At 41.8% G+C, this 23,251-nt stretch carries 24 protein-coding genes; 10 read left to right on the forward strand and 14 right to left on the reverse strand.

Going from position 1 to position 23,251, the window contains the following annotated elements; all coding sequences use genetic code 11:
- Positions 1 to 265 precede the first annotated feature (265 nt).
- Genes ACYQ28_RS16540 through ACYQ28_RS16555 form a run of 4 tightly spaced genes read right to left on the reverse strand, consistent with a single transcriptional unit; the run spans position 266 to position 2,482 of the window.
- Positions 266 to 625, reverse strand: a complete 360-nt coding sequence (locus tag ACYQ28_RS16540; protein WP_460051987.1) for a hypothetical protein — start codon at positions 623 to 625, stop codon at positions 266 to 268.
- 19 nt (positions 626 to 644) lie between these two features.
- On the reverse strand, positions 645 to 1,043 hold the full coding sequence (locus ACYQ28_RS16545) for a roadblock/LC7 domain-containing protein (RefSeq protein WP_460051989.1): 399 nt from the start codon (positions 1,041 to 1,043) through the stop codon (positions 645 to 647).
- A gap of 4 nt (positions 1,044 to 1,047) precedes the next feature.
- On the reverse strand, positions 1,048 to 1,563 hold the full coding sequence (locus ACYQ28_RS16550) for a GTP-binding protein (RefSeq protein ID WP_460051990.1): 516 nt from the start codon (positions 1,561 to 1,563) through the stop codon (positions 1,048 to 1,050).
- Positions 1,564 to 1,582: 19 nt separating this feature from the next.
- On the reverse strand, positions 1,583 to 2,482 hold the full coding sequence (locus tag ACYQ28_RS16555; protein ID WP_460051992.1) for a hypothetical protein: 900 nt from the start codon (positions 2,480 to 2,482) through the stop codon (positions 1,583 to 1,585).
- 1,311 nt (positions 2,483 to 3,793) lie between these two features.
- Here ACYQ28_RS16555 and ACYQ28_RS16560 point away from each other — a divergent pair.
- Complete coding sequence (locus tag ACYQ28_RS16560) at positions 3,794 to 4,999, forward strand: benzoate/H(+) symporter BenE family transporter (protein WP_460051993.1); 1,206 nt, start codon at positions 3,794 to 3,796, stop codon at positions 4,997 to 4,999.
- 211 nt (positions 5,000 to 5,210) lie between these two features.
- The gene (locus ACYQ28_RS16565; RefSeq protein ID WP_460051994.1) at positions 5,211 to 5,813 is read left to right on the forward strand and encodes a glutathione S-transferase family protein; all 603 of its coding nucleotides are present in this window, start codon (positions 5,211 to 5,213) and stop codon (positions 5,811 to 5,813) included.
- 214 nt (positions 5,814 to 6,027) lie between these two features.
- Here ACYQ28_RS16565 and ACYQ28_RS16570 read toward each other — a convergent pair whose 3' ends face one another.
- The 7 genes from ACYQ28_RS16570 to ACYQ28_RS16600 all read right to left on the reverse strand — a co-directional run bounded on the left by ACYQ28_RS16570 (position 6,028) and on the right by ACYQ28_RS16600 (position 11,107).
- A complete protein-coding gene (locus tag ACYQ28_RS16570; protein ID WP_460051996.1) occupies positions 6,028 to 6,831 on the reverse strand; it encodes a TrmH family RNA methyltransferase in 804 nt (267 codons plus the stop codon).
- Positions 6,821 to 7,696, reverse strand: a complete 876-nt coding sequence (locus ACYQ28_RS16575) for a Rossmann-like and DUF2520 domain-containing protein (RefSeq protein WP_460051997.1) — start codon at positions 7,694 to 7,696, stop codon at positions 6,821 to 6,823. The genes ACYQ28_RS16570 and ACYQ28_RS16575 overlap by 11 nt, the downstream gene beginning before the upstream one ends.
- Positions 7,697 to 7,758: 62 nt before the next feature.
- Positions 7,759 to 8,508: a pyridoxine 5'-phosphate synthase gene (locus ACYQ28_RS16580; RefSeq protein WP_460052040.1), complete on the reverse strand. Its 750-nt coding sequence runs from the start codon at positions 8,506 to 8,508 to the stop codon at positions 7,759 to 7,761.
- A 31-nt stretch (positions 8,509 to 8,539) separates the two neighbouring features.
- Complete coding sequence (locus ACYQ28_RS16585) at positions 8,540 to 9,238, reverse strand: peptidylprolyl isomerase (RefSeq protein WP_460051999.1); 699 nt, start codon at positions 9,236 to 9,238, stop codon at positions 8,540 to 8,542.
- 47 nt (positions 9,239 to 9,285) lie between these two features.
- Entirely contained in the window at positions 9,286 to 9,978 is a 693-nt protein-coding gene (locus ACYQ28_RS16590; protein WP_460052000.1) for a TIGR04211 family SH3 domain-containing protein, read from the reverse strand.
- Between the two features lie 111 nt (positions 9,979 to 10,089).
- The gene (locus ACYQ28_RS16595; RefSeq protein ID WP_460052001.1) at positions 10,090 to 10,389 is read right to left on the reverse strand and encodes a YciI family protein; all 300 of its coding nucleotides are present in this window, start codon (positions 10,387 to 10,389) and stop codon (positions 10,090 to 10,092) included.
- A gap of 13 nt (positions 10,390 to 10,402) precedes the next feature.
- Positions 10,403 to 11,107, reverse strand: a complete 705-nt coding sequence (locus ACYQ28_RS16600; protein WP_460052003.1) for a VC0807 family protein — start codon at positions 11,105 to 11,107, stop codon at positions 10,403 to 10,405.
- A gap of 535 nt (positions 11,108 to 11,642) precedes the next feature.
- Between ACYQ28_RS16600 and ACYQ28_RS16605 the strand changes: the two genes are divergently transcribed.
- The 5 genes from ACYQ28_RS16605 (at position 11,643) to rluB (ending at position 16,607) form a co-directional block, all read left to right on the forward strand.
- On the forward strand, positions 11,643 to 12,479 hold the full coding sequence (locus ACYQ28_RS16605) for a PHP domain-containing protein (protein ID WP_460164732.1): 837 nt from the start codon (positions 11,643 to 11,645) through the stop codon (positions 12,477 to 12,479).
- A 140-nt stretch (positions 12,480 to 12,619) separates the two neighbouring features.
- Complete coding sequence (locus ACYQ28_RS16610; RefSeq protein WP_460052007.1) at positions 12,620 to 13,243, forward strand: L-threonylcarbamoyladenylate synthase; 624 nt, start codon at positions 12,620 to 12,622, stop codon at positions 13,241 to 13,243.
- Positions 13,244 to 13,380: 137 nt separating this feature from the next.
- Positions 13,381 to 14,310 (forward strand): segregation and condensation protein A, encoded by a 930-nt coding sequence (locus ACYQ28_RS16615; protein WP_460052008.1) that lies wholly within the window; start codon positions 13,381 to 13,383, stop codon positions 14,308 to 14,310.
- 2 nt (positions 14,311 to 14,312) lie between these two features.
- Complete coding sequence (scpB, locus tag ACYQ28_RS16620; RefSeq protein WP_460052009.1) at positions 14,313 to 15,755, forward strand: SMC-Scp complex subunit ScpB; 1,443 nt, start codon at positions 14,313 to 14,315, stop codon at positions 15,753 to 15,755.
- Between the two features lie 24 nt (positions 15,756 to 15,779).
- On the forward strand, positions 15,780 to 16,607 hold the full coding sequence (rluB, locus tag ACYQ28_RS16625) for a 23S rRNA pseudouridine(2605) synthase RluB (RefSeq protein WP_460052010.1): 828 nt from the start codon (positions 15,780 to 15,782) through the stop codon (positions 16,605 to 16,607).
- A 116-nt stretch (positions 16,608 to 16,723) separates the two neighbouring features.
- Here the strand turns inward: rluB and ACYQ28_RS16630 are convergent, their stop codons facing one another.
- Positions 16,724 to 17,620, reverse strand: a complete 897-nt coding sequence (locus tag ACYQ28_RS16630) for a GGDEF domain-containing protein (protein ID WP_460052012.1) — start codon at positions 17,618 to 17,620, stop codon at positions 16,724 to 16,726.
- Between the two features lie 365 nt (positions 17,621 to 17,985).
- Between ACYQ28_RS16630 and ACYQ28_RS16635 the strand changes: the two genes are divergently transcribed.
- A complete protein-coding gene (locus ACYQ28_RS16635) occupies positions 17,986 to 18,615 on the forward strand; it encodes a hypothetical protein (protein ID WP_460052013.1) in 630 nt (209 codons plus the stop codon).
- 26 nt (positions 18,616 to 18,641) lie between these two features.
- Here the strand turns inward: ACYQ28_RS16635 and ACYQ28_RS16640 are convergent, their stop codons facing one another.
- Together ACYQ28_RS16640 and ACYQ28_RS16645 are read right to left on the reverse strand one after the other, a co-directional pair.
- Positions 18,642 to 20,060 (reverse strand): sensor histidine kinase, encoded by a 1,419-nt coding sequence (locus ACYQ28_RS16640; RefSeq protein WP_460052015.1) that lies wholly within the window; start codon positions 20,058 to 20,060, stop codon positions 18,642 to 18,644.
- Positions 20,057 to 20,800, reverse strand: a complete 744-nt coding sequence (locus ACYQ28_RS16645; protein WP_460052016.1) for a response regulator transcription factor — start codon at positions 20,798 to 20,800, stop codon at positions 20,057 to 20,059. The genes ACYQ28_RS16640 and ACYQ28_RS16645 overlap by 4 nt, the downstream gene beginning before the upstream one ends.
- 349 nt (positions 20,801 to 21,149) lie before the next feature.
- On the opposite strand from ACYQ28_RS16645, the gene ACYQ28_RS16650 reads away from it, so the two are divergent.
- Together ACYQ28_RS16650 and ACYQ28_RS16655 are read left to right on the forward strand one after the other, a co-directional pair.
- On the forward strand, positions 21,150 to 21,689 hold the full coding sequence (locus tag ACYQ28_RS16650; protein ID WP_460052017.1) for a flavodoxin: 540 nt from the start codon (positions 21,150 to 21,152) through the stop codon (positions 21,687 to 21,689).
- Between the two features lie 984 nt (positions 21,690 to 22,673).
- Positions 22,674 to 23,153, forward strand: a complete 480-nt coding sequence (locus ACYQ28_RS16655) for a hypothetical protein (protein WP_460052019.1) — start codon at positions 22,674 to 22,676, stop codon at positions 23,151 to 23,153.
- Positions 23,154 to 23,251 lie beyond the last annotated feature (98 nt).

The raw sequence follows: 23,251 nt of genomic DNA on the forward strand, positions 1-23,251 counted from the left end.
CAGCATAGCGAAAATAATGGCTAAGACTTGTTCTCTCTGGCCGCAATTTATCGGATATAGAACGTAAACAAGGATGTGACTAAGTCAAGATTAACTTAGGGTTTCCAGTTTTTGTCTTCTGATTAAATCAGAGCCGAATTAATCAGCGGTTCTTATATAAGTATAGGAGTTATAGGTATAGGAGTTATAGGTATAGGAGTGCGCACAAATCAACTTAAGTAGTTGTACCAAGAGACTGTGCGCTGTAGAAAATCTAAAAGATGTTTTAGATTTCTAACTTTTCTTCCACATTTTTAAGTTGAATACGGGCTAATGCTAAGTTGGCTTTTTTGGCATCGAGCACAAAATAAATAAATAGCCCATCTAATTTGTGAGTAGGGCGAATTAAGTGCAGCTGATCACTTAGCGTGATAAGAATATCTTGAATCTGCGAATCAAGACCAAGCATAGCCATGGTTTTCATTTTAGATCTAACAACTTCGGTGTTGCCGCCAGCGGCAATATCTAGGTCTAAGCCAGAGCCTGCGCCTCCAAGCAGCATTCCGCTGTTGTAGTCTACGACTGCCGCAGCCATTGCGCCATCGACTTGCAGGAGTTGTCTTAGGGTTTCGTCAATTTTTGCCATAATTAATTACCACTGTTTTTTATGATTTTAGTAGAGATCGAAACTTATTTAGTTGATTTCGGAAATTCCAAAGCGCAAGTCCGTGTTGAACACCTTTGGCGAATACTCCAAGCAATACTAAGTCAACCTCTGGAGTTTTAATAAGACCACAAATAATTAAGCCTTCTTTCGTCTCAACAATACCGCCTAAAGCATCTTGCTTATTGCAACAATCGGCAATTGTTAAGCTTAAGCCCGCAAAAGAAGCTGCCATAGCAGAAACTTTGGCCTCTTCGATTTTTAAGCCTCGATAGCTGGCGCAAGCAATTTCGTGACCATCCGAAGTACATAATAGTAGACTTTCGATTTCATCACGAATATCAGTGGAGTAATTTAGTATTTCTTTGATTTTTTCAATCGTTGCAGCTGGAAGAATCACGTTGTTATTCCCCTTGGAGTATGTGATCGAGTTCTGCGTTGATCACTAATGCTTCTAATAATAAATTCACATCTTGTGGATCTCGTGGATCCATAAAGAAGTAGGGGAGTGCTAGTTCTAAGTTTTCACAACAGTCTTGGATGACTCCTGAGACCGTTTCTTTGTCGTCTTCTTCGACACGATTTAGACCTACAACCATAGCCCCGGAATTGGCTAATGACCGAAAGGAGTCAATGTAAAATTTAAATTGCTCGGCCCAGTCACTCATACTGCAATCTAACAACAAGATACCGCCCAAGGCACCTTTAGAGACGATAGGCCAAATGAAACTGAATTGTCTTTGTCCGGGAATGCCGTAAAGGGAAAGCTTATTGCCGTCATCGAGGCTCAATTCACCATAATCCATAGCAACGGTGGTTGTTGCCTTTACGTGCATGGTTTTATCGTGGTTTCTAGCTTCGGTGGCAACGGGAGGGATATCACTGATTGCTGCGATGGCAGTGGTTTTACCCGCTCCCATCGGTCCTACGAAAATTACTTTAATTGCCATTAACTAAACCGAAATACGAATTGATCTTCTTGCGCAACCAATTAAGTGATTGTTTGTTTTGCAGCTCTCTCACACCTTTTAAGGCGGTTTCATGAACTTCAGAAGCTTTTACCGAGATCCCGCAGGTAGCGCAAGCATGCAAGAAAGATTTAACTTGATCTTCTTCAAGCTGGCAGGCTTTAGCGGCTTCAGAAACAGTCACAGATTGTCGAGAGTATAATGTTGCTAGCTTAAATATTTGTGGGTTGGGTTCCCATTCGTTCACTTGAGGCCAGCTGGCGAGTTTGTAGGGCTTGTCGGTGCTCCAATTGCTTTTGGCATAGCCAATTTCTCGACGCGCTAGGCTCCACAGCAAGGTTTTTGACGAAATGCAGCTAGACCACGAAAAGGTGTCTTTCACCGGAATCTTATTTTTAGGGGTAATTGCACTGGCCGAAGTCTTGGATACAGCTTCGATAATGTCTTTTTTACCACCTTTTTCAATGTAGACTTTTGAATTTCCGTTTTTAAAGCACACCAGAACTTGATTGCACAACAAGACAAGATCTGGTGCGTTACGGTCTTCTAAGATTTTAGCAACAGCTTGGGCTGTAGACAGAGCTGATTTAGGAGCGAATTTCTCGAGCAACTCAAGAAATTTCATAATGCGAATTGGGTATTCTAATACGGCTGCGCAGGCTTTTGCATCCGCAGGCGAGACTGTTCCGACAATAACTAATTTAGCACCTGGCAATACATCAACGTGCTGCTTTGCGAGCACGATATTTCCGTCAAGTCCTTCGCCCTCATAAACCCAAGGTAAATCAGTCCGAGAGCTGATCAAGCGAACTTGCTTTTTAATTACGTCTGATTCTTGCGGGCCGAAGCCGTAGCTCTTAATTGAATACATCGTCAGGTGCTTTCGTTAAGTCAATATATCCGTGACCGGAGTTATCCCTAAATTGGTTGGCTTATATTTGGAATAATAAGCTTACACAACCTTGGGCATCAGTATAAAAGCAATTCTTAAAAAAAGATGTGTCTAGAATGTAACTAAATGTAAAAAGTCAAAAATTTAATTAAAATTGCTCTTATAAATTTGTTTAATTCTGCGTTTAAAACGGGAATTTAATAACGTTTAATTTTACTTGAAAATGGTTCTCATTTTCTCGCGTAAAAATCGCCTTCATTTTGAATACCCACAATCTTTACGTTCTTAATTTTGGCTGCGCAGTATAACTACTATCCGCGACTTTACTTCAAATATTTTGTTTTAGTTGCCTACACAAAGAATTTCTTTTGAAATAACAGTGCCAACTAAAGTTAAAACTCCAAGAAAAAATACTTTTTTTAAATTATTTTAATTCGGCCATTTTTTTGTCTGAAAATTTTTTATTTCTTTCCAAATGGTAATAATGGTCAAAAATTTGTTGCACAGATTATTCTTTAAATTTATTTAGCGTGATAGCCGTTGTCTTATTTAATCTTCAATCTTGTACGTTATTTATAATTTTTTGGTTTTAATTTTTTAAAAAAATCCTGAAAATTCTTTTTTTAAGATTTATTGTTCTTAGAGAGACCTATTTTTATACGCATATGGCTAAGGTTGGTGTGTGGGGCTTTAAATCCGCAAAGATAATCTGGTGAATAATTTTTGAGCATGAGTTTAAGGTATTAACCTAAACCCTGAGGCATACATAAAGACAGTCGTAGCTTTACTTGTTACTTTTGTTACAACTTATTGTATTGCTTACAAAATTGCTCAAATACTGATTGCTGTCCAATGGCACTGTTTGATCGAGACATTACTAAATATCTGATTATTAGAATGTGTCTGCATAAAGTTTGAATTGTTATTTTTTTTCTACACCTACGAAACTGTCATGACTACCAGATCACATTTTTGAGTTTAACCGATTTTTATTTTTCCGAGAATCTGTCCAAAAATCATCTTGATAATGAATAGATAAAATATTTATACGGGGTCTTTATTTATGTTTTTTCATCAAAACCTGTTTAGGTGTTTAAGTTTTTAAAACCTTAGTTGAATTAACACATAAATAAATCGGAATATTATTATGCAGATTGATCTAGATTGAATTTTATTAACACTACCTAAAAAACTGTCTCATGTTTGATTCATTTCTTAAGCACTTTTCCTGCGTTACTATTCTTAGGTGAAATTTTAATCGTTTTTGTGTGGTTCTCTTTTCACGGCCTAATGTTTACACTCCAGTTTGTATTAAATTGGATGTGCTCTATGCCGTTATTAAGTTTATCCCGCGCTAGTGCGGGTTTTATTGCCGTTTTAGTGGGCTACGCAAGTTCTGCCGCGATAGTGTTTCAAGCGGTATCTACACTGGGAGCTTCTTCGGAGCTTATTTCTTCGTGGTTTTGGTCGCTTGGTATTGGCTTGGGTATAACCTGTATAGGTCTTTCTTACCTTTTTAAACAACCCGTTGTTACCGCGTGGTCAACACCCGGAGCCGCGATTCTTGTGGTAGGCCTTGAAGGTTTGAGCATGTCTCAAGCAGTTGGGGTTTTTTTATTCAGTTCTGCGTTAATTTTTATCTGTGGAATTACGGGTATTTTTGATCGTTTGACAAGAGTTATTCCTATTCAGCTGGCCGCAGCTATGCTCGCCGGTGTCTTATTTAAGTTTGGTGTCGATATTTTTACCTCGCTTGAATCAAACACTATTTTAGTTGTTAGCATGCTTGCCGTTTTTTTTCTCGTTAAACCCCTCAGTGCTCGCTATGTTGTGCCTCTGACTTTATTAGTGGGTTTTTCGGTAGCGTTTTTTCTTGGTCAACTTAATTTTCAATCGGTAGCCTTTGAATTTGCCACCCCTGTCTTTACCGCGCCAAGTTTTTCTCTAAGCGCCATTATCGGAGTTGGTATTCCTTTATTTTTGGTAACCATGGCTTCGCAAAATATGCCTGGCATTGCTGTAATCAGAGCTAATGGATACACAACACCATCATCGCCGTTAATTTCGGCGACCGGTTTAACGGGTTTAATTTTGGCGCCGTTTGGCGGTTTTGCTTTTAATTTGGCGGCAATTACCGCGGCAATTTGTTTATCGAAAGAGGCTGATCCTGATCCTAAAACACGTTTTTGGGCAGCAATTTGGGCGGGTATTTTTTATTTATTTGCCGGTACTTTTGCGGTTTTTGTGGTTGGATTGCTCGAAACTTTACCAAAGGCGCTTATTTTAGCGATTGCAGGTTTGGCTTTGGTTGGCACCATTGCTAATAGTTTGAACACGGCATTAAGTAACGAGCCAACTCGCGAGGCAGCAGTTGTTACCTTCCTTGTTACCGCGTCGGGATTTTCCTATTGGGGAATCGGCTCGGCATTTTGGGCCATTATTATCGGATCTCTTTATCTGTTGTGTCACCGCTATGTAAGTCTAAAACGAAATTAAGCGTCTAATTAATTCTATTCAGTTGGTGTTCTTTTAGAGAGTTAGATTAATTTGAGTCTTGCTCAAATGGCGCGGAAATTTACAAAAAAGATTTCCGGGTTGCTCGATTTTAGTCGAGCCTAACGGTGTGTTTGATTTGTGCGATGTCTTTCTGTTAATGCGTTGGGCGTTTAACAGAAAGAGTCTTTAATGTGAATAGAGGTAGATGTCTATGTTTAAAATCTATGGTGACCTGAATTCTGGGAACTGTTACAAACTTAAATTGTTGTGCGCATTGCTCAATATCAACCACCAGTGGATTGATGTAGATATCTTAAAAAAAGAAACTCAGACTGACGATTTTATTCGGAAAAATCCGAATGGAAAAATTCCCATTTTGGAATTAGACAATGGTTCAATTTTGGCAGAATCCAATGCTATATTAAATTATTTGGCTAACGGTACTTCGTACTTACCCAGTGATAATTACTTGCGAGCACTGGTGTTACAGTGGCAGTTTTTTGAACAATACAGCCACGAGCCATACATTGCCGTAGCGCGATTTATTCAGTTTTATTTAAATCTTCCCGAAGACAGACTGGCAGAATATAAATCGAAATTAGCTGGTGGTTACAAAGCCTTAGACGTGATGGAAAAGCATCTCAGCGACAAGTCATTTTTTGTTGGTGACGGTCCTACAATTGCAGATATCTCTTTGTACGCGTATACGCACGTTGCACACGAAGGTGGTTTTGATTTGGCGAATTATCCGGCTGTGCAAGGCTGGATAAATCGTATTAAAGCTTTGGATGGTTATTTAGGAATGCTTGACTGATAGGAAACTCTGATTAACCTAGAGTTTCTCGCGACACAAGGATGTGTCGCCAATTTCAAGAACGGTAAGTGATTGAAATTGTGAAGAAATTGGAAATCGCATTTTCAATTTCTGTCCTCTGATTAAATCATGGATGAGTTAATCAGAGGTTCCAATAGTTTGAGAAACCTCTGATTAATCTTTCGCGATTTAAATCAGAGGTTATTCGGCGCTTTTAGAGTTGTTTTCTAAAAGATATTAATGCAGCGGTTATTGCGACGTTGAGTGATTCGATATTGTTGTTCATGGGAATTTTTGTTGCGTAATCGCTCAAGGCACTGGTTTCAGACGATATTCCTTTGGTCTCATTGCCAAGTACGAATACTTTATTTCCTTCAAGCGTATTTAATGTTGAAAACTCTAAGGATGCGTTTAAATCCAAAGTAATTATGCTCACCGATGCCGTTTCTTTAAAACGTTTTAAAAATCTGTGTAAGTCTTTACAGCGAATAATCTTTGCTTTAAAAACTGCTCCAGCGCTGGCTTTTATGACTAGTGGATCTATTTGAGCGCAGCCTTTTTCTGGCAAAATAATTCCGTCGATAAATCCTGCCGCTGCCGATCGAATAATCATGCCTAGGTTTTGCGGATTTGTGATGCCGTCTAGGGCAATAAACTCCAACGCACGATTTTTTTTCAAATGCTCTTCAAAAAAAGTATCTTCCGAGACATATTGGTCACATTTAATATCAACGCAAACGCCCTGATCTTGCTTGGCGTTTTTTGAAATTCTCGATAACTCATTTTTACTGTGATAAACAATTTCGGCGCCTTTTTTTAACGCTAACTCTTTGAGTTGCGTAATTGCTTCGGAATCTTTATTGGAGTCGGCCAAATGCAGTTTTAAAGGTTTTGCGCTTGGGTCTTGTAATGCTTCGAGTACGGGTTTGCGACCGTATATGGTTAATACCGACTGAAAAAAGGCTTTTTTCTTTAAATATTCCGGCGTATCGGTTTTCTGTGAGCTTTTATTGGTCATGTTTTAATAGGTTTTTAAATTCTGTAAATAGGTCGGGGTGTTGCTGTTCGTGTTTGGCAACGTCGAGTGTGCTTCGGCTTAAACTTGAATAAAGTGATTTAATATTCGGTAACTGCGTTTCAAGCGCCGCCAATTGGCGGGCTACAGTTTCTAGATCACCGCGTGCAATTGGGCCGGTGAGCGCCTGATTTGCAGAGGTTCTAAATATGTTGGCGAGGGTGTCTTGCATGAGTGGCTGCAGCATTTTTTTAGCGGTGTTTTCATCGATATTTGCTTCAGACAAGCACTGTAAAGCGGAATCGACAAGTGCTGGTAAAAAATTGCAGGCAATAACGAAGCTTGCGTGATAGAGCGTTTTTTTATCGGCATCAATTAATTGCCATTTCATTTCTAAAGCTTCAAAAAGCGATTTAAGAGTGTTTAACGCCGAAACTGCTCCTTCGGCACAACAGTAGCTTCCGGGCAGTTGAGTTAAGCTGTTTTGGGGTTCTGCAAAGCTATGAATCGGGTGAACACTTGCTGTCTTTGCGCCTAACACATCCAAAGGCTTAAGTACTTTGGCGCTTAGTGCGCCGCTGCAATGAAATACGGTGGTGCCATGCCATGGGTAGGGCAGTTCGGCTAATTCTTCGGCAATCTGACTGATGTGCGCATCGGGTGTTGCGATCAACACATAGTTACAAGGTTCTAGGTGATATATCGAATCTTCGGCCGTTCCAGCCCCTATAAATTGAATGGCGGCAAGGCTCGATTCTAAGCTTTGGTTAATGACTTGATTGATAGTGGCGCAATCTCGATCAAACCATAATTTTCCAAGGGTTTGACCGAGTTTTCCTGCGCCAATAATTGATAGTGTTGGTTTCAACAAATCACCCATGCTTTAAAAAATTAAGACTGTTTAGGTAGTAAGTTAAAACGCTTGCGCTGTTAGCGACACAACTCTAAATAACGTTCTATGGTTGACTTCATACCGTATTGGAGTGAATCGACGGTAAACGCGTGACCAATCGATACTTCAAGAAGACCTGGTAAGGTTTTGTACAGCTTCATGTTGTCTAGATTTAAATCGTGACCAGCATTAACACCGAGGCCGATCTCAGTTGCGTATTGAGCGGCTTCGCAGTGTTTTTTGAAAATATCGTCGGCATCATTAAGCGAATACGCGTGAGCAAAGGGGCCTGTGTAGAGCTCGATGCGATCGGCACCCAATTCTTTGGCTAATCGTATTTGTTCTCTATCGGGGTCCATAAACAGGCTAACGCGAATGTTCCAGCTTTTTAGCTTATTTACGATGGATTCCAACGGTTGGCCGGAAACGTTTAAATCAAAGCCGTGATCGGAGGTAAGTTGACTGCCTTGATCAGGAACCAGTGTCGCTTGTTCTGGTTTGCATTCGCGAATAATTTCTATAAAACCCGGATAAGTGCCATGTTTTGCTTCAAAGGGATTGCCTTCAATATTAAATTCTTGCGGTTTATCGGCTAACAGGGTTTTTAGCTCTAGGCAGTCGCTCGGACGAATATGTCGCTGATCAGGTCTTGGATGCACGGTGATACCATCGACGCCGTTTTCGAGGCAGAGTTTGGCGTGCTCGATGACCGATGGATAGTTGCCTTCGCGAGAGTTTCTCAGTAAGGCGATCTTATTTAAATTAATGCTCAGTGCAAAAGCCATGATTTACTCTCTGTTGGCTGCCCAATAGATGTGTCTACTGAGCTTTTGTCTTTTGTTCTTCGGCAGCTTTTTTAGCCGATATTGCTTCAAGATCATCAGGAGAAATTCGATAGGATTTTAGAATACGCACGGGGGTATTGGGTGCATTTGGGTATTTTCGAATCAAACCCTGCGGTTCATCCACAATTGCAAATACCGCATTTCGACCCTCTACCACTCGACCAAACACGGTGTAGCCGGGTTGAGTTGCAGAAGCATCGAGATGTGGATTGGCGCGAAGATTAATAAAAAACTGCGAGTTTGCGCTGTTAGGGTCGGAGAATCGCGCCATGGCAACCGTGCCGGGTAGGTTTCTTAAACCGTTATTGGATTCATTAACTACCGGGTCGAGAGTTTCTTTTTCTAAATAATCAAAGGTTAAACCGCCACCTTGAACCATAAAATCTTTGATGACGCGATGAAAAATAGTGCCATTGTAAAAACCGCTATCAACGTACTGTAAAAAGTTTTCTACCGTTTTGGGTGCGTATTCTGGAAATAACTGTAGGGCAATTTCACCTGCGTCTGTTTCCAGCATAACCAGTACTTCAGAGTCTTGAACTGAGCCGCCACCGGTGCTGGCAGAAGTTGACTCTTCTTGAGCAAATACACTCTGGCCAAACGCCATAAACGCCGAAAATAAAACAGAGGTAAGGTATTTAGACGCAACCTGTTTGTAGTTGGAGCCGTACATTGAAAATCTTCCTTAATAAATTAGCCTGATGTCAGTTCTTGTTATGATTAGTATTCTTTCCAGCCGGAACGGTTTTTAGGTCTTTTTACGACCGGCACTAAGACAGAGATGATAACACCGAGTAATACCGCTGCGGCACCGTACATAAACCATGTTTGTTTATCATCGCTTTTTAGGCGCGCATTCTCGGCCTTTAAAATGTCAATTTGTGTTTGTAGCATTTGATGTTGGTTAAGAAGATCTTGATGACGTTTGTTCAGCTCTAGGGCGTTTGCTGACACTCGTTTGATTTCTTCTAACTCGCTGAGAGTTGAGCGATTGCTGTCATGGGAGGCATTAAGTGCCGTATTTAACTGATCTTGAGCTTGGCTGACATCTTTCAGTGATTTTTCCAGGCGGGCATTTTCAGACTTCTGACGATTTAGCTCTTGTTCCAGTTTATCGAGTTGCAGTTTGGCGGTCTTTTCGCGAGAAAGGTATTGAGTGCGAACATAACCTTCTTGGTTGTTGGGTGTTCGAATCTTTGTCCAACCGTCGCCATTATCAGTTTCTAATACCTCAAGGGCAGTGCCAGATTTTAGTCGAGATTCAATGATGCGGTATTCGTTGCCCTTACCACTGCGCATCGGAATATAGAGGACATCGGTGATGTAAACGGTTTCGGCGGAAACAGAGTGGCAAAATGCTGTTGTAATTAAGAGAGATAAAATACACGAATAAATAGTTTTGTTTACGAACATACGGTTTTAAATAGGTTATTAAGCAAAATACCAGCGCGGTTATTTTTGGGCTGCATGCTAGTTTTAGAAAACCGGTCAAATTCAGAATTTGAGTTTGACCGGCAAGTAAGCTTAAGGCAGCACCTTTTTAAAAGGTTTTACCGATACTGATTCGTAAACACCTGCTTTTAAGTAAGGGTCTTCACTCGCCCAGAGTTTGGCTTCTTCCAGAGAAGAAAACTCAGCAATAATTACACTACCGCTGAAACCGGCGGTGCCAGGGTCTTCACTGTCGATCGCAGGGTTGGGACCAGCAATTAAAAGTCGACCTAAATCTTTTAAGCTATTCAAACGCGCTAAGTGATCAGGCCGTGCCTGTAAGCGTTTATCAAGAGTGTTAGGTTTGTCTTCACAAATAATTGTATACCACATATTCAAATTAAGCTTAGTTGGATTGAGCGAAAAGGTCTTCTAAGGTAAGACCGGTAAGGCGAGTTACGTTTCTAAATAAATAATACATGGCAACTATAAGAATTACTGTTGCCGGTAGCACAATGACGGGATAACTTAAAATTTGCATTTTACCCAGTTGTGAATTGTATTCTTCAGTGCCGGGTGGGCTGATGACAATCCATTTGGCCAACAGATAATTCAATACCGAAGAGACAACAAAAGAAAGTGCTACGAGAAAGGTTGCGTTTTTGAGGGTTTTATCGAATTCGGCTTCGTTGTTACGTTCTGCTAGGGCGTTTTTAATTTTATCGACTTGTACAACGGTTTCGTTAAAGAAAATAGTCCTGATAAAAGGATAGGGCGTAAACGCTGAAACCAGAGCAATGATTGCCAAAATTCCCGGAATTGACGCTTCTTTTATAGCAATGTATTTAGGGTCGAGCTCCAGTAGACTTATACCGCCGGTGAGCAAAATACTGACGATACCGATGGCCGAAAACAGGTTAAATTTACTGCGAGTTACATAATCCCAAATTCCGTAAACAATTGGGAAAGCTAAGGCTAAAACTAAACCCAAAGTTGGGCCTAGATATTGTTCTTTACTGAGTTTTATTAGAATAAACGTCGGTAAAATGATATTGAATGCTAGGTTGACTAGCATATTTTCTTTTTTGGGCTGGGGTGAGGCGTCACTCATTCAGGTAATCCGGTCATTACAATCATTATTAGGTGTTTTATTAACACGCTTAAATTTATAGCGTTGTGTTAACAGTGCAGCGTATCCAACACTTTTACATGGAGTCGTGCAACTGTTGTCACAACTTTATACTGGAACATCTCTGCGAGTTGTTCTCTTGGTTATCCTACTTTGTGGCGTTAAATATCCACATGGGCAGCTGAGTAACCGCTCGAAGAACGATCAATTACCGGTATTTTAAAGGTTTTTATTGGCGCAATCAGCAAGGAATTATCTTTTAGCCCATATATGCTCTGGTCGCTTGTTCAAATTTATAGGATTGCAGAATCATTTCGTTACTTATTGCGCAGAAATTTTCTGTTAAGAACGACTCGCTGTGCAATAAGTTCATACTTTTAAACAGTATCGTCTAGGTAATTTTTTGTTCATCCACACTTAGAAAGACTGATTGTGCGTGTCGATCATCATTCTCAGTTATCCATATTTAGCAGTTTATGATGTAATACACATTGGTATACCAGTCTTGGGGTTAGGTTTGAATTGTCGTTTCGATCTGCATTGTCATACAACGTATTCTGACGGCGTGTTATCGCCAGAGGATCTTGTGCAACGTGCCTTTGACAATAAGGTTACTGGTCTTGCAATTACCGATCACGACAATTGTTTGGCTTTTTCAGCCGCGCAGGTAACAGCCGATCTTTTAGGGGTGTCGTTAATTGCCGGTATCGAGTTTTCCAGCCAGTGGCGTGGGCGAGGCATTCATATCGTTGGTTTAAATATCGATCCTCAATCACTGGTTATTAAAGAGGCAGAGCAATACATGTCTCTGCAGCGAGAAAAACGTGCCGTTGAAATCTCTGAAAAGCTTAGCAAACTTGGGATTAACGGCTCTTTAGAAGCCGCTCGAAAATACGCACCCAGCGAGCAGTTGGGCCGCCCGCATTTTGCTCAGTTTTTGGTTGAGGCAGGGCATGCAAAAAATATAGCTCAGGCATTCAAGCGTTATCTTGGCTCGGGTAAACCCGGCGATGTTAAGCAAGTTTGGCCTGAGGTTGCGGTTGTTGTTGATTGGATTACTCGAGCTGGTGGTGTTGCGGTGATTGCTCATCCTTTGAAATATAAGATGACACGCACCAAGTTGCGTGAATTGTGCGATGAATTTAAGTGTCACGGTGGTGGAGCAATTGAAATCGTCAGTGGCGGTCATCAAAGTAATATTGAAACTCGTGACATGGCTGATTTAGCCAACCGCTTTGAGCTTTTAGGCTCCTCCGGCAGTGATTTCCATGCTCCTGGTGCGCCCTGGCAAGAACTCGGTGTGGCGTCACACATTCCGCTGGGCTGTGAACCTGTGTGGAATGCTTGGCGCTGAGTTACTGCAAATTCTGCTTTAGGTTGTGTTTTTCACCGACGTTAACCGCAATTAGCCCCAAATTTAGTGAGTAGCTTATTAATCTGGACGATTAAAGCAGCTTAAAAATTAGTTCGATACCGTATTTTAGGAGGGAGTCGATGGCTCAATTTTTTCAGATCCATCCAGAAAACCCACAAGCACGTCTGATTAGTCAGGCGGTAGACATTATTCGCAAAGGTGGTCTCGTCGTTTATCCAACCGATTCAGCCTACGCATTGGGTTGCCATATTGGTGACAAGATGGCTTTGGATCGTATTCGTGCAATTCGTCAACTGGGCAAAGATCATAACTTCACCTTAATGTGTCGCGATCTTTCCGAACTTGCTACCTATTCGCGGGTAAATAATCAGGTGTTTCGCGCGATTAAAGCTCATACGCCGGGACCTTATACCTTTATTCTTTCGGCCACTTCTGAGGTGCCGCGCCGTTTATTGCACCCAAAGCGCAAAACCATTGGTATGCGTGTGCCGGACAATCCAATCGCGTTGGCGTTAATGAATGAACTTGGCGAGCCGTTGATGAGCAGTACGCTCATTATGCCCAACGATGAGTTGCCGTTAACCGATCCATACGATATTCGTGAGCTTTTAGAACATCAATTGGAGTTGGTGATTGATGGCGGTTTCTGTGGTTTGGAGCCTACAACCGTAATCGACTTTACCGAAGATGATCCCAAGTTAGTGCGACAAGGTTTAGGGGATATCTCGGGTTTTGATCTTTAAGCCACAATTTTGAGTGGATTTCGGTGGGACAATCATTCAATGTTTGATGACATCTGTGAACTCGCTATAATGCACGGCCGAATTTCTTAGAAATCCTCAAGGTACAGCTTGCAACTTTCCAACGTAAAAGGCCTATTGTGACTGAAGATCCAGATTTGTTTGGTCACCCAGCTTCGCAGTCCGAGAAACCAGAATCAGAACCCACCAACGAAGACGATTCTGGTCAGGACGCGCTAGAGGTTAATAGCGTTGCAGAGGCTGTAGCCACAGTTGAAGCACATCCTGCTCAAGGTGAGATGCCTTTCGCTATCGTTGCCGGTAAAGCACTGACCGAAGTTCCCAAAGATCTCTACATTCCGCCGGATGCGTTAGAAATCATCCTTGAAATTTTTGAGGGGCCGCTCGATTTATTGCTGTATCTCATACGTAAGCAAAATATCGATATACTCGAAATCAACGTAGCTGAGATCACTCGTCAGTACATCGTTTATGTTCAAATGATGAGCGCATTGCAGTTTGAGCTGGCCGCGGAATACTTGGTGATGGCAGCAATGCTTGCAGAAATCAAATCGAGAATGCTATTGCCACGACCTCCGATTGAGGAAGAGGAGGAAGAAGATCCTCGGGCGCAGCTTATTCGTCGATTGCAAGAATACGAACGATTTAAACAGGCGGCTGAAGATATTGACGCGTTGCCGCGTATTGGTCGTGAAGTGCATATTGCCAAAGCTTCTGGGCCGAGCAAAGATTTGACACGTCCTGAGCCCGATGTCGAAATGAAAGAGCTTTTATTGGCTTTGTCTGAAGTTCTGCGTCGTGCCGATATGTTTACCAGCCATCAGGTTGAGAAAGAAAAGCTATCAACCCGAGAACGCATGGCTCAGGTTTTGGACAGACTTTCGCACAACCAATTTATGCCGTTTGTGAGTTTATTTAACGTTCGCGAAGGTCGGTTGGGTGTTGTGGTGACTTTTTTGGCGGTAATGGAGCTAATTAAAGAATCCTTAGTTGAAATCATTCAAAATGAGCCGTTTGGGCCCATACATGTTAAGTCGCGAGCGCAATAACGTTGGAAGAATTGCAACTTAAAAAAATTATTGAAGGCGCTTTACTCGCCGCCGGACAACCGCTAGACGAAAAGCGCTTGTTGTCATTATTTGAAAGTGCCGAAGCCGAAGATGTTGATTCGGCAGACGTCACAATAGAAGACATTAAAAAAGTCATCGACCTGATTACGCTAGAATGTGAAGGTCGTGGCTTTGAACTTAAGCAGGTTGGTAGCGGCTGGCGATTTCAGGTCCGTGAAGAAACGGCTCCATGGGTGAATCGCTTGTGGGAAGAAAAGCCGCAGAAATACTCTCGTGCTTTGCTAGAAACCCTAGCGCTGATCGCTTACCGACAACCCATTACTCGTGGTGATATCGAAGAGATTCGCGGTGTTGCTGTGAGCTCTCACATTATTAAAACATTGACCGAACGCGAGTGGGTTAAGGTTGTTGGGCACAGAGATGTTCCCGGAAGACCGTCGTTGTACGCGACAACCCGAGCATTCTTGGACTACTTTAATTTAAGTAGCTTAGAAGAATTACCGAGTCTGGGTGAATTGGCCGATATCGATCATTTAAATCCCGAATTGGATTTAAATGCAGAGTTGCAAAACATTGACAATGATGACGCTGATCAATCCGACGACTCGACTTCTGATGCGAACGCAGTACCTGAAGTAGATGTTGATGGTGAGCAGAAAAATTCAGACGCAGAGCTTGGCTCAGATGCAGAACTTGAATCCGATTCCGATGTTCAAGCACCATCGCAAGATCTAGATTCAGAGATAAACGACGTTGCAGCTGCTGAATTTGAATTTGCAGGTGATTTCGCCGACGATTCGCTAGAAGAGCGCGAGTCTGATTATTCGGATGAAGTCATCGACGATACCACCGCTGTTGCTGAAGAAAATCTTGAGCAGCTTGATGATTCCGATACTTCCATCGGAGCCGAAAACCTCCGTGAGGAGGACGAAAACTCTGAGGATGTCGAGGTTGAATCCGATGATTCTCAGCTTGATGAGTTACCGGATGAATCTGAGTCGGTTTCAGACGAATACTTTGCAGAACCAAACACAGACTTTGCGGAGCCAGGCCCAGACCTTGCCGAACCAGACCCAGAAGATAAGTGTTTCGATGACGAACCAACCGATTTAGAGTCTGACGAAAATAATTTGAGCGGTTACGCAGTCAACCGTGCATCATCGTCACTATTTGGCGACGATTCAGATACCGTGGTAGAGGTAGATCAAGATTCAGCCGATACCGTTATTTCAACCGAACAAGATAACGATGAGCTTGTAGCAGAATCCGCAGAATCCGCAGAAGATGCCGATGATGCGCAGCTTGAAGACTCAGAAACCAATAGCGCCGGAGACACTGTTACTCAAGACAGTGATGAATCCTCTGGTGAATTGGAATCAGCGCCGGAAAAACCCCCGGTTAAATCTTTATTTGATGCTTCTTAATTTTAAGGACTACTGATCATCCCAATGGCAGAAGGCGAAAAAATACAAAAAGTCTTAGCGCGAGCAGGCTTAGGTTCCCGTCGTGAGATGGAACGTGCAATCGTAGATGGTTTGGTCACGGTAAATGGCCGTCCAGCACAATTGGGTGATCGTGTCAGTGATAGTGACAAGCTCCAATTTCGTGGCAAGCTTGTTTCCTCCAATAACGAAAAATCTCCGCTGCGGGTACTTTTGTACAACAAACCCGAAGGCGAAATTTGCTCCAAGTCAGACCCCGAAGGCAGACGAACTGTTTATGATCGCTTGCCGCGTCTATCACAAGGTCGTTGGATTTCGGTTGGGCGCTTGGACTTTAATACCAGCGGACTGCTGTTGTTTACTAATGATGGCGAATTGGCCAATAAACTGATGCATCCTTCATCGGTGATAGATCGTGAATACCTTGTTCGCATACAAGGTGATGTCGATGATGACATGAAGGCACGCTTACTTTCAGGTGTGCTGCTGGACGACGGTGTCGCTAAGTTTACCGATGTTGTCGATGGTGCCGGCGAAGGCCGAAACCGCTGGTTTTACTGTGTGGTCATGGAAGGCCGCAACCGCGAAGTAAGACGACTTTGGGAATCTCAAGGTGTGAAAGTCAGCCGTCTAAAGCGTGTGCGTTACGGTAATATTTTTATTCCGTCACACGTTCGTGTTGGTCAGTGGATCGAGCTTTTACCGAAAGAAGTTGCAGACTTATGTTTGACCGCTGGCATTGAGCCACCACGCTATAAGCCGCTGGCAACAAAAGAAAAAGAAGCTTACTTGCGCCACAGTCGTAAATTACGCTCAAAAGGCCAACGTCATTAATTGCTTTGATTGAGTTGTTCCGTAAACACTCAATCTTTGGGTAAGCTCTCTTCTCGCAGCTTGAATTTTTACCTTCAAGCCAGCGAGAGCATCTCCGTCTACTGTGATCAAATCAATTAGCAAACACGGTTACGACCGTTTCTTTTCGCCGAATACAGATGCTCATCGGCCTGAATAAATAGCTGATCACTGGATTCAACATTTTTAAGGCTGCCAATGCCAATGCTGACGGTGACCGAAACGGGTTTATTGTCGGCATTAATGATCAGTCCTTCCACTTCTTTGCGAATTCGTTCTGCAATCACAAGGGCGCCTTGATGGTCGGTTTTCGGGAGAATTGCGGTAAATTCTTCGCCGCCGTAGCGAAAAATCATATCCGTCTCGCGCATTGCCGCCTTGATTGTTTGTGCAACGTCTCTCAGTACGATATCCCCACAAAGATGACCGTAGTGATCGTTTACAGATTTGAAATGATCGATGTCCAAAATCAATAACGACAGATCGTTATTGTAACGATGTGCAAGCTTCAACTCTCTTTCAAACGCCCGACTAAATGCAAAGCGATTATTCACACCGGTCAATGCATCCAAGCGAGCGTTGCGAATGGCTTGCTGATACAAAAGCGCATTTCGCAACGGAAAGTAAAGGTGAGTGAGAGTCTCTTCGATAATCTGTAATTCGAACTCAGAAAACTCTTTTGAGTTGGTTACACGAATCTCACCCAGATTAATATCGTCTACATTGAGCTGGTAAAAGCATTGGTGAACGAGATTGGGTCCTTCGAATTCAAGATTAAATTCAAATTCATCGTAGCGATAAGAGAGTCGGCAATCTGGAATGTAATTTCGGAGATACTCTAATAAATGCGGTAAAATGGCTTCGACTTCGAGGCTCGACTGCAACTTTTGAACAAGCTCCAACACTTTTCCTGTTCTGGCCTGTTCGGATTTGCGTACCAAAGCCGTTATGTTGCGTTTTTTATAGCCTGTAGATGTATTTGTCGAAGATAGCATATATCTTTCCTTGTTCTCTCTGTGACCCTTTATTGCCGCATTTACTGTTATGTTTTTGGCAAATGATAAAGAATCGTGTCGTTTCAGAGCCTAAGAGCGAGATTTATGCCACAAACATCTATTTTATAAAGTTCTTTAAAAACATAGGCTTACAGCGATCAAAAGCTGTGTGCTGGAATATTCGACAAAGTTTTGACAACTCACTCCAAATTTTTTCGGCGATTTTAGGTAGTTACACGGTCTTCTCGATCAGAGCGGTCGATTTTTGCCGATTGTGAATTTGTGAGTGTATTTATCATAGTTATTGCGATTCGATTCGCTGGGTTTTGTGCGTGTTTGTTCTTATTTCACCCGGAATAACATTGATGTGGTTCGGGTTTATTGCCTCAGCTGTCATTGTTCTTGCTGCGCTTATATTTGCACCTTGGCGGTCTTTCTTCTCCGTCAGTCATCGAGTGCTGCTTTGGCTTGCGTACTCCTCGATCATGGGATTCGTGTGGTTGTTGAAAGTTGAACTGAGTGCGGTAATAGCCGTGCATCTTTCTATGATGTCTGCGGCGGTATTTTTATTTGGCCTGCCATTAGCGATTATTGCCGGTGTTTTTGGATTGGTTGCCGTGCAGCTGGTTATGGCCATTGATCTCCATAACTTGGGTTTAAATTTTTTATTGTCTGTTGCTTACCCAGTGTTTGGAGCCATTATTGCACTGCAGGTTGTGACTAGAATTCCTTTTAACAATTTATTTGTTTTTATACTTGGAGGCGGATTTTTTGGCGCTGTCTTCACAGTAATTTTTACGGTGATTAATGCTTACGCCATATTTTGGATATTTAATGCGTGGAGCTTAGAAGTTATTTTAGAGGATCACTTTTGGCTTTACGGAATGTCGCTGTTCCCAGAAGGATTTATTAATGGCGCAACAATTTCGACGATTACCGTGTTGTGGCCGGATTTGGTAAAGTCTTACGATGACAAACGTTACCTAGGCGACTGAGGTCTGCCTAAGTAACGTTTAGTCGTTTAGGCGTGGCCAACAACAAAAGTGGGTGATTCTTGCGGAATATCTTCAGGTTCTTCGATTTGAGTCATTGGCAAAATAACCTGAACCGATAATCCACCGTCAGAGGCGTTAGCAGCGATAATTTGGCCGCGATGTAAACGCACGGTACGCTCGGCAATTGCTAGTCCAAGACCATAGCCACCTTTATCACGTGAACGAGCGCTGTCGGAGCGATAAAACGGTTGGAAAATCTTCTCTAGGTCGCCATCGGGAACACCTGGGCCTTGATCGGTGATGGTAACCGCGGCGCACTTGCCATTGTGAACACACTCCAATTTCACAAATATTTTTGAGCCTTCATAGGTATAGCGCACAGCGTTACGCAAAATATTCTCAAAAACACTGGTCAAAATATTCGAGCGAGTTTGAACTAAAATTTCTTCGCAACAATATTTTTGGACGATTTGTACAGACTTGTTATTGGCATCTGTTTGGCAATTGCTCACCAAGTCGGTTAACAATCCACCTAAGTCAATGGTATCGCTCATTTCAAAAGTGTCGCGCTCGGTTACTGGCATCGACAAAATTTGGGTAATGATTTCTTCTAAAGACTCGGTCGCATTTTTGATGTTGGTAAGTTCTTTATCGACAGTGCCTTTACTGCGTTGGAAGGCTAACTCTAGGGCAACTTGCAAACGCGCGAGCGGTGATCGAAGTTCATGCGATACGTCTTTAATCAAACGTTTTTGTTGCAACATGGCAATTTCTAAACGTTCAACCATGTGGTCAAAATCACGTGCAAGATCACTGAATTCGTTGTTGCGGCTTCTAAATTGAGGAGAAATGCGTGTTGATAAATTACCGCTGGCAATGCTGCGCGTGGCTTTTTTCAACTTACTTACATCGCTTGAAAGCTTGCGAGCAAATAAATAACAAGCGATTGCACTTAAAAGCAGGCCTGAAATAAACCACGGCACCGCGTTTAGGAAATACACCTTAAAGAAAACGCTGGATTCATCCTGAATATGAGTAATGGCTTTTAATTGTGTGCCATCGGTCAAGGTGACCATGCGACCAACGTTTAAACCCATTTGCGCGGTACGCATATCTTCACCCAGCATACTCACCATCGGCACAAGTGACTGGGGAATAGGGCGCGCTAAAAGATCTTCGTTATTTTCATCAATTAAGAAAATATGCTGTGTGACACGATCTGGACTCATGCGCATAGCAATGCACAAAGACTCCATGTCGTGAGCTGCCACGGTAGAAAGAAGGTCATCGGACAATTTCATTGCCGGAGAAACCGTTTTCTTTTCAGACGAGAAAATAGATAAGGGCGTACGATTGTGTGTACTGTCGTAGACAAGGCCTGAAAACAAGATCAGGCCACACAACGCCCAAAAATAAAGAAATATTTTTAGGTAGAGTTTTGTCATTCTGCTGGCTCAGTAACGGTAAACATATAACCTGCACCACGAACATTGATGATCTGGTCTTTATCGACGCCAATAGACGAAAGCTTTTTCCGTATATTGCTGACATGGACATCAATGCTGCGATCGTATGGCGTTAGTTTACGACTGAGCGCGCGTTCAGTAAGTAGCTCTTTGCTGAGAATGCTGCCAGCCTTTGACATCAACTGGTCGAGAATAGAAAACTCTGCACCGGTGATGTTTAAGGCTTTACCTTGATAGGAACAGCTGCGATTGCCTCGATTGAGGACAATACCGTTCACCTGAATAAAATCTGGGTTTTGATTACCATCTTGCTTTTTGTCTAAACGACGCAAGACCGCATTTATGCGAGCAACCAACTCACGTGGATTGCACGGTTTAGGTAGATAATCGTCGGCACCCATGTCTAAACCAACAATGCGATCAATAGAGTCGCCTTTGGCAGTTAACATTAAAATGGGAACTGAGGAGAAATCGCGTACTTTGTTAAGAACTTCAAAGCCGCTGTGAATGGGTAACATCACATCCAAAACAATAGCATCAAACTTGTGCTGCTTGGCTAAAGCCAGTCCAGCAGCGCCATCGTTAGCGGTTGTGACTTTAAATCCCTCTTCAGTGAGGTACTCTTCTAAAAGATTACAAAGATCCGTGTCGTCATCGACAAGTAGTATTGAGTTCATGGTGCGTATCACTTCGTCAAGTTTACTAATTCCTTTTGTCACCTATTTTGCCCTAGATGCTGAGTTATTTACAGCGCCAGGTAACATTTGATGAACATATTTTAACACTGGCTCACAAAATCGTATGAAAACAGTGATTTTTAATATAAAAAAATTATATTTCAGCTATTGAATATATCAAAAAAGTATCTGAGATGTCAGTTTTATCAGTACCTTTTTTAAAAGACAATTGTGATCAAAAATTCAAGTTAATTTTCGTTTTATTAATACTAAGTTTAGCGGCTGTGGCTGAATACTCTAAAAGTTTCGTATAATTCTTCCTCCGTTTTTGATTTATTTCATTTCTGTAGACTTTAACGGACGAAAACTGTTTTTACCCAGAGAGGACTTGATGGCAAAAATTGGCCTTTTTTTTGGCAGTGACGAGGGTAACACCGAAAACGTTGCTTACCGTATTCAGCAGTGCCTGGGCATCGATAATGTAGATGTGCACGACATTGCCGATGTTACTCAGTTAGATTTCGCAGAATATCCATTTCTAATCTTAGGTATTTCCACCTGGGACTTTGGTCAGATTCAATCCGATTGGGAAGAATTTTGGTCTGATCTCGAAGCCATTGATTTTTCGGGTAAAACTGTTGCTTTATTTGGTTTGGGCGATCAATTTGGTTATGGCGACTACTTTTTAGACGCTATGGGTATGCTACACGACGTGATCGTTGAGCATGGCGCTGATATTGTGGGTTCATGGCCAACTGAGGGTTATGAATTTGATGCTTCTAAAGCTGAGATCAGTGGTCAAAACTTATTTGTTGGCTTAGCCATTGACGAAGATCAGCAGGAAGAACTAACCAACGATCGTATTAACCGTTGGTGTGCAATTATTGCCGATCACTTTCAATTAAAAGGTCCTTTACATCTTTTGAGTTGATACTAATCTAGATTATGGCTAAATCAATTACCTGCAAGAACCTCTGATTAACTCAGCCATGATTTAATCAGAGGTCAGAAATTGACAATACGATTTTCAATTTCTTCACAATTTCAATCACTTATCATTTTTGAAATTGGCGGCACATCTCCGTGTCACTGGAAATTCTAGGTTTGCCAGAGTTTGCTATATAAGGCTTCGCAATTTCAACAACCGATCATGATTGAAATTGATGGCATGCGTGCATGCTATTGAAGATATCTGAGTGAACCGGAGCCTTCTACCAAGGTTTTCATTAAGGTTCTCTACAGATATTTTTTTAACGTACGGATTTCTTTTGCTATTTCACCTCAATACCAGCGTTGAAATAGATCTTTTCTCTTAGATGAAAAACAACTGTTTTCGGGATAATTTTCCCCGATGGTTGGAGCTCCTGAACGTTTCAGAAACCGGCCGTATTCGTAGATCAGCCAAACCATAGTGCACCCTTTATTGAATGCACTTGGCTGATTTAACTCGTGAATCTATAGGAAACTCTGATTAACCTAGAGTTTCCAGCGACATAAGGATGTGTCGCCAATTTCAAGAGTGGTAAGTGATTGAAATTGCGAAGAAATTGGAAATCGCATTTTCAATTTCTGTCCTCTGATTAAATCAGGGATGAGTTAATCAGCGGTTCCTATAGTTTAATTTGTGATTCTATGCTTTAACGATTTAAAAACTATGGTTTATTGCGTAATCTTCGTTAAGTGCACAGTAGGGGAATGATTACCGAAAACAGCCTGGTAACAACCCAGTAAGGCGCCGTAACTGGCTCAAATAGAATGAATCAAAACAAATACGTATATCGCATAATTCCACTTATTGAAATTTCTTATTACTAATAAAGTTCACAGCTTTTGTATTGTGTTATAAGTTGATATAAATTTTATCTATTTGTTCGATTTTAAGAAATTAGCTGAATATAGTCGCTCGGGAAGGGTTATGTTTGATAAAAATCCGATTTTTAATCACCGCAGATTCAGGTCTTGGTGGTTACCTTTGTCTGAACGGGCAAAAAAATCGGTTTTAATCTTTTTATGCATGATTGCAACCTTATTGAGTTTCAGCGCACACGCCTCTTATTATGATGAAGTCTATACCATTCAATTAGCGGCCTTTGAAAGTCCAGAAAAAGCAAGCTTATTTATTAAAACCGTTCCGAATCTACCCTTATATTGCCGTACTAAAAGCAATGGGTTAGAGGCCGTCTATTACGGCGTTTATCCTAATTGGCAATTTGCCAGTAATCATATCGACGATTACGAGATTTTTAACAGCCTAGGTGCTTATGTACTAAAGCTAAAAGCCGTTAACATGAAACCCTGCGAAAATCTGACTGAACGCTTGGAAAAGCTCAAGCAATTTCAAGTTCTTCCACAAACGGGATTAGAGTCGTATTTAAAGCCCGATATTTATCCATAAATTATTTATTCCTTTCTCATTTTTAAATGCAGCTAAAAATAATGAGTTGCAAGTGTTGATTACCTATCAAATGCATAATTTAGGAGAGGAATATTTTC

Source organism: Sessilibacter sp. MAH1, from assembly GCF_054658315.1.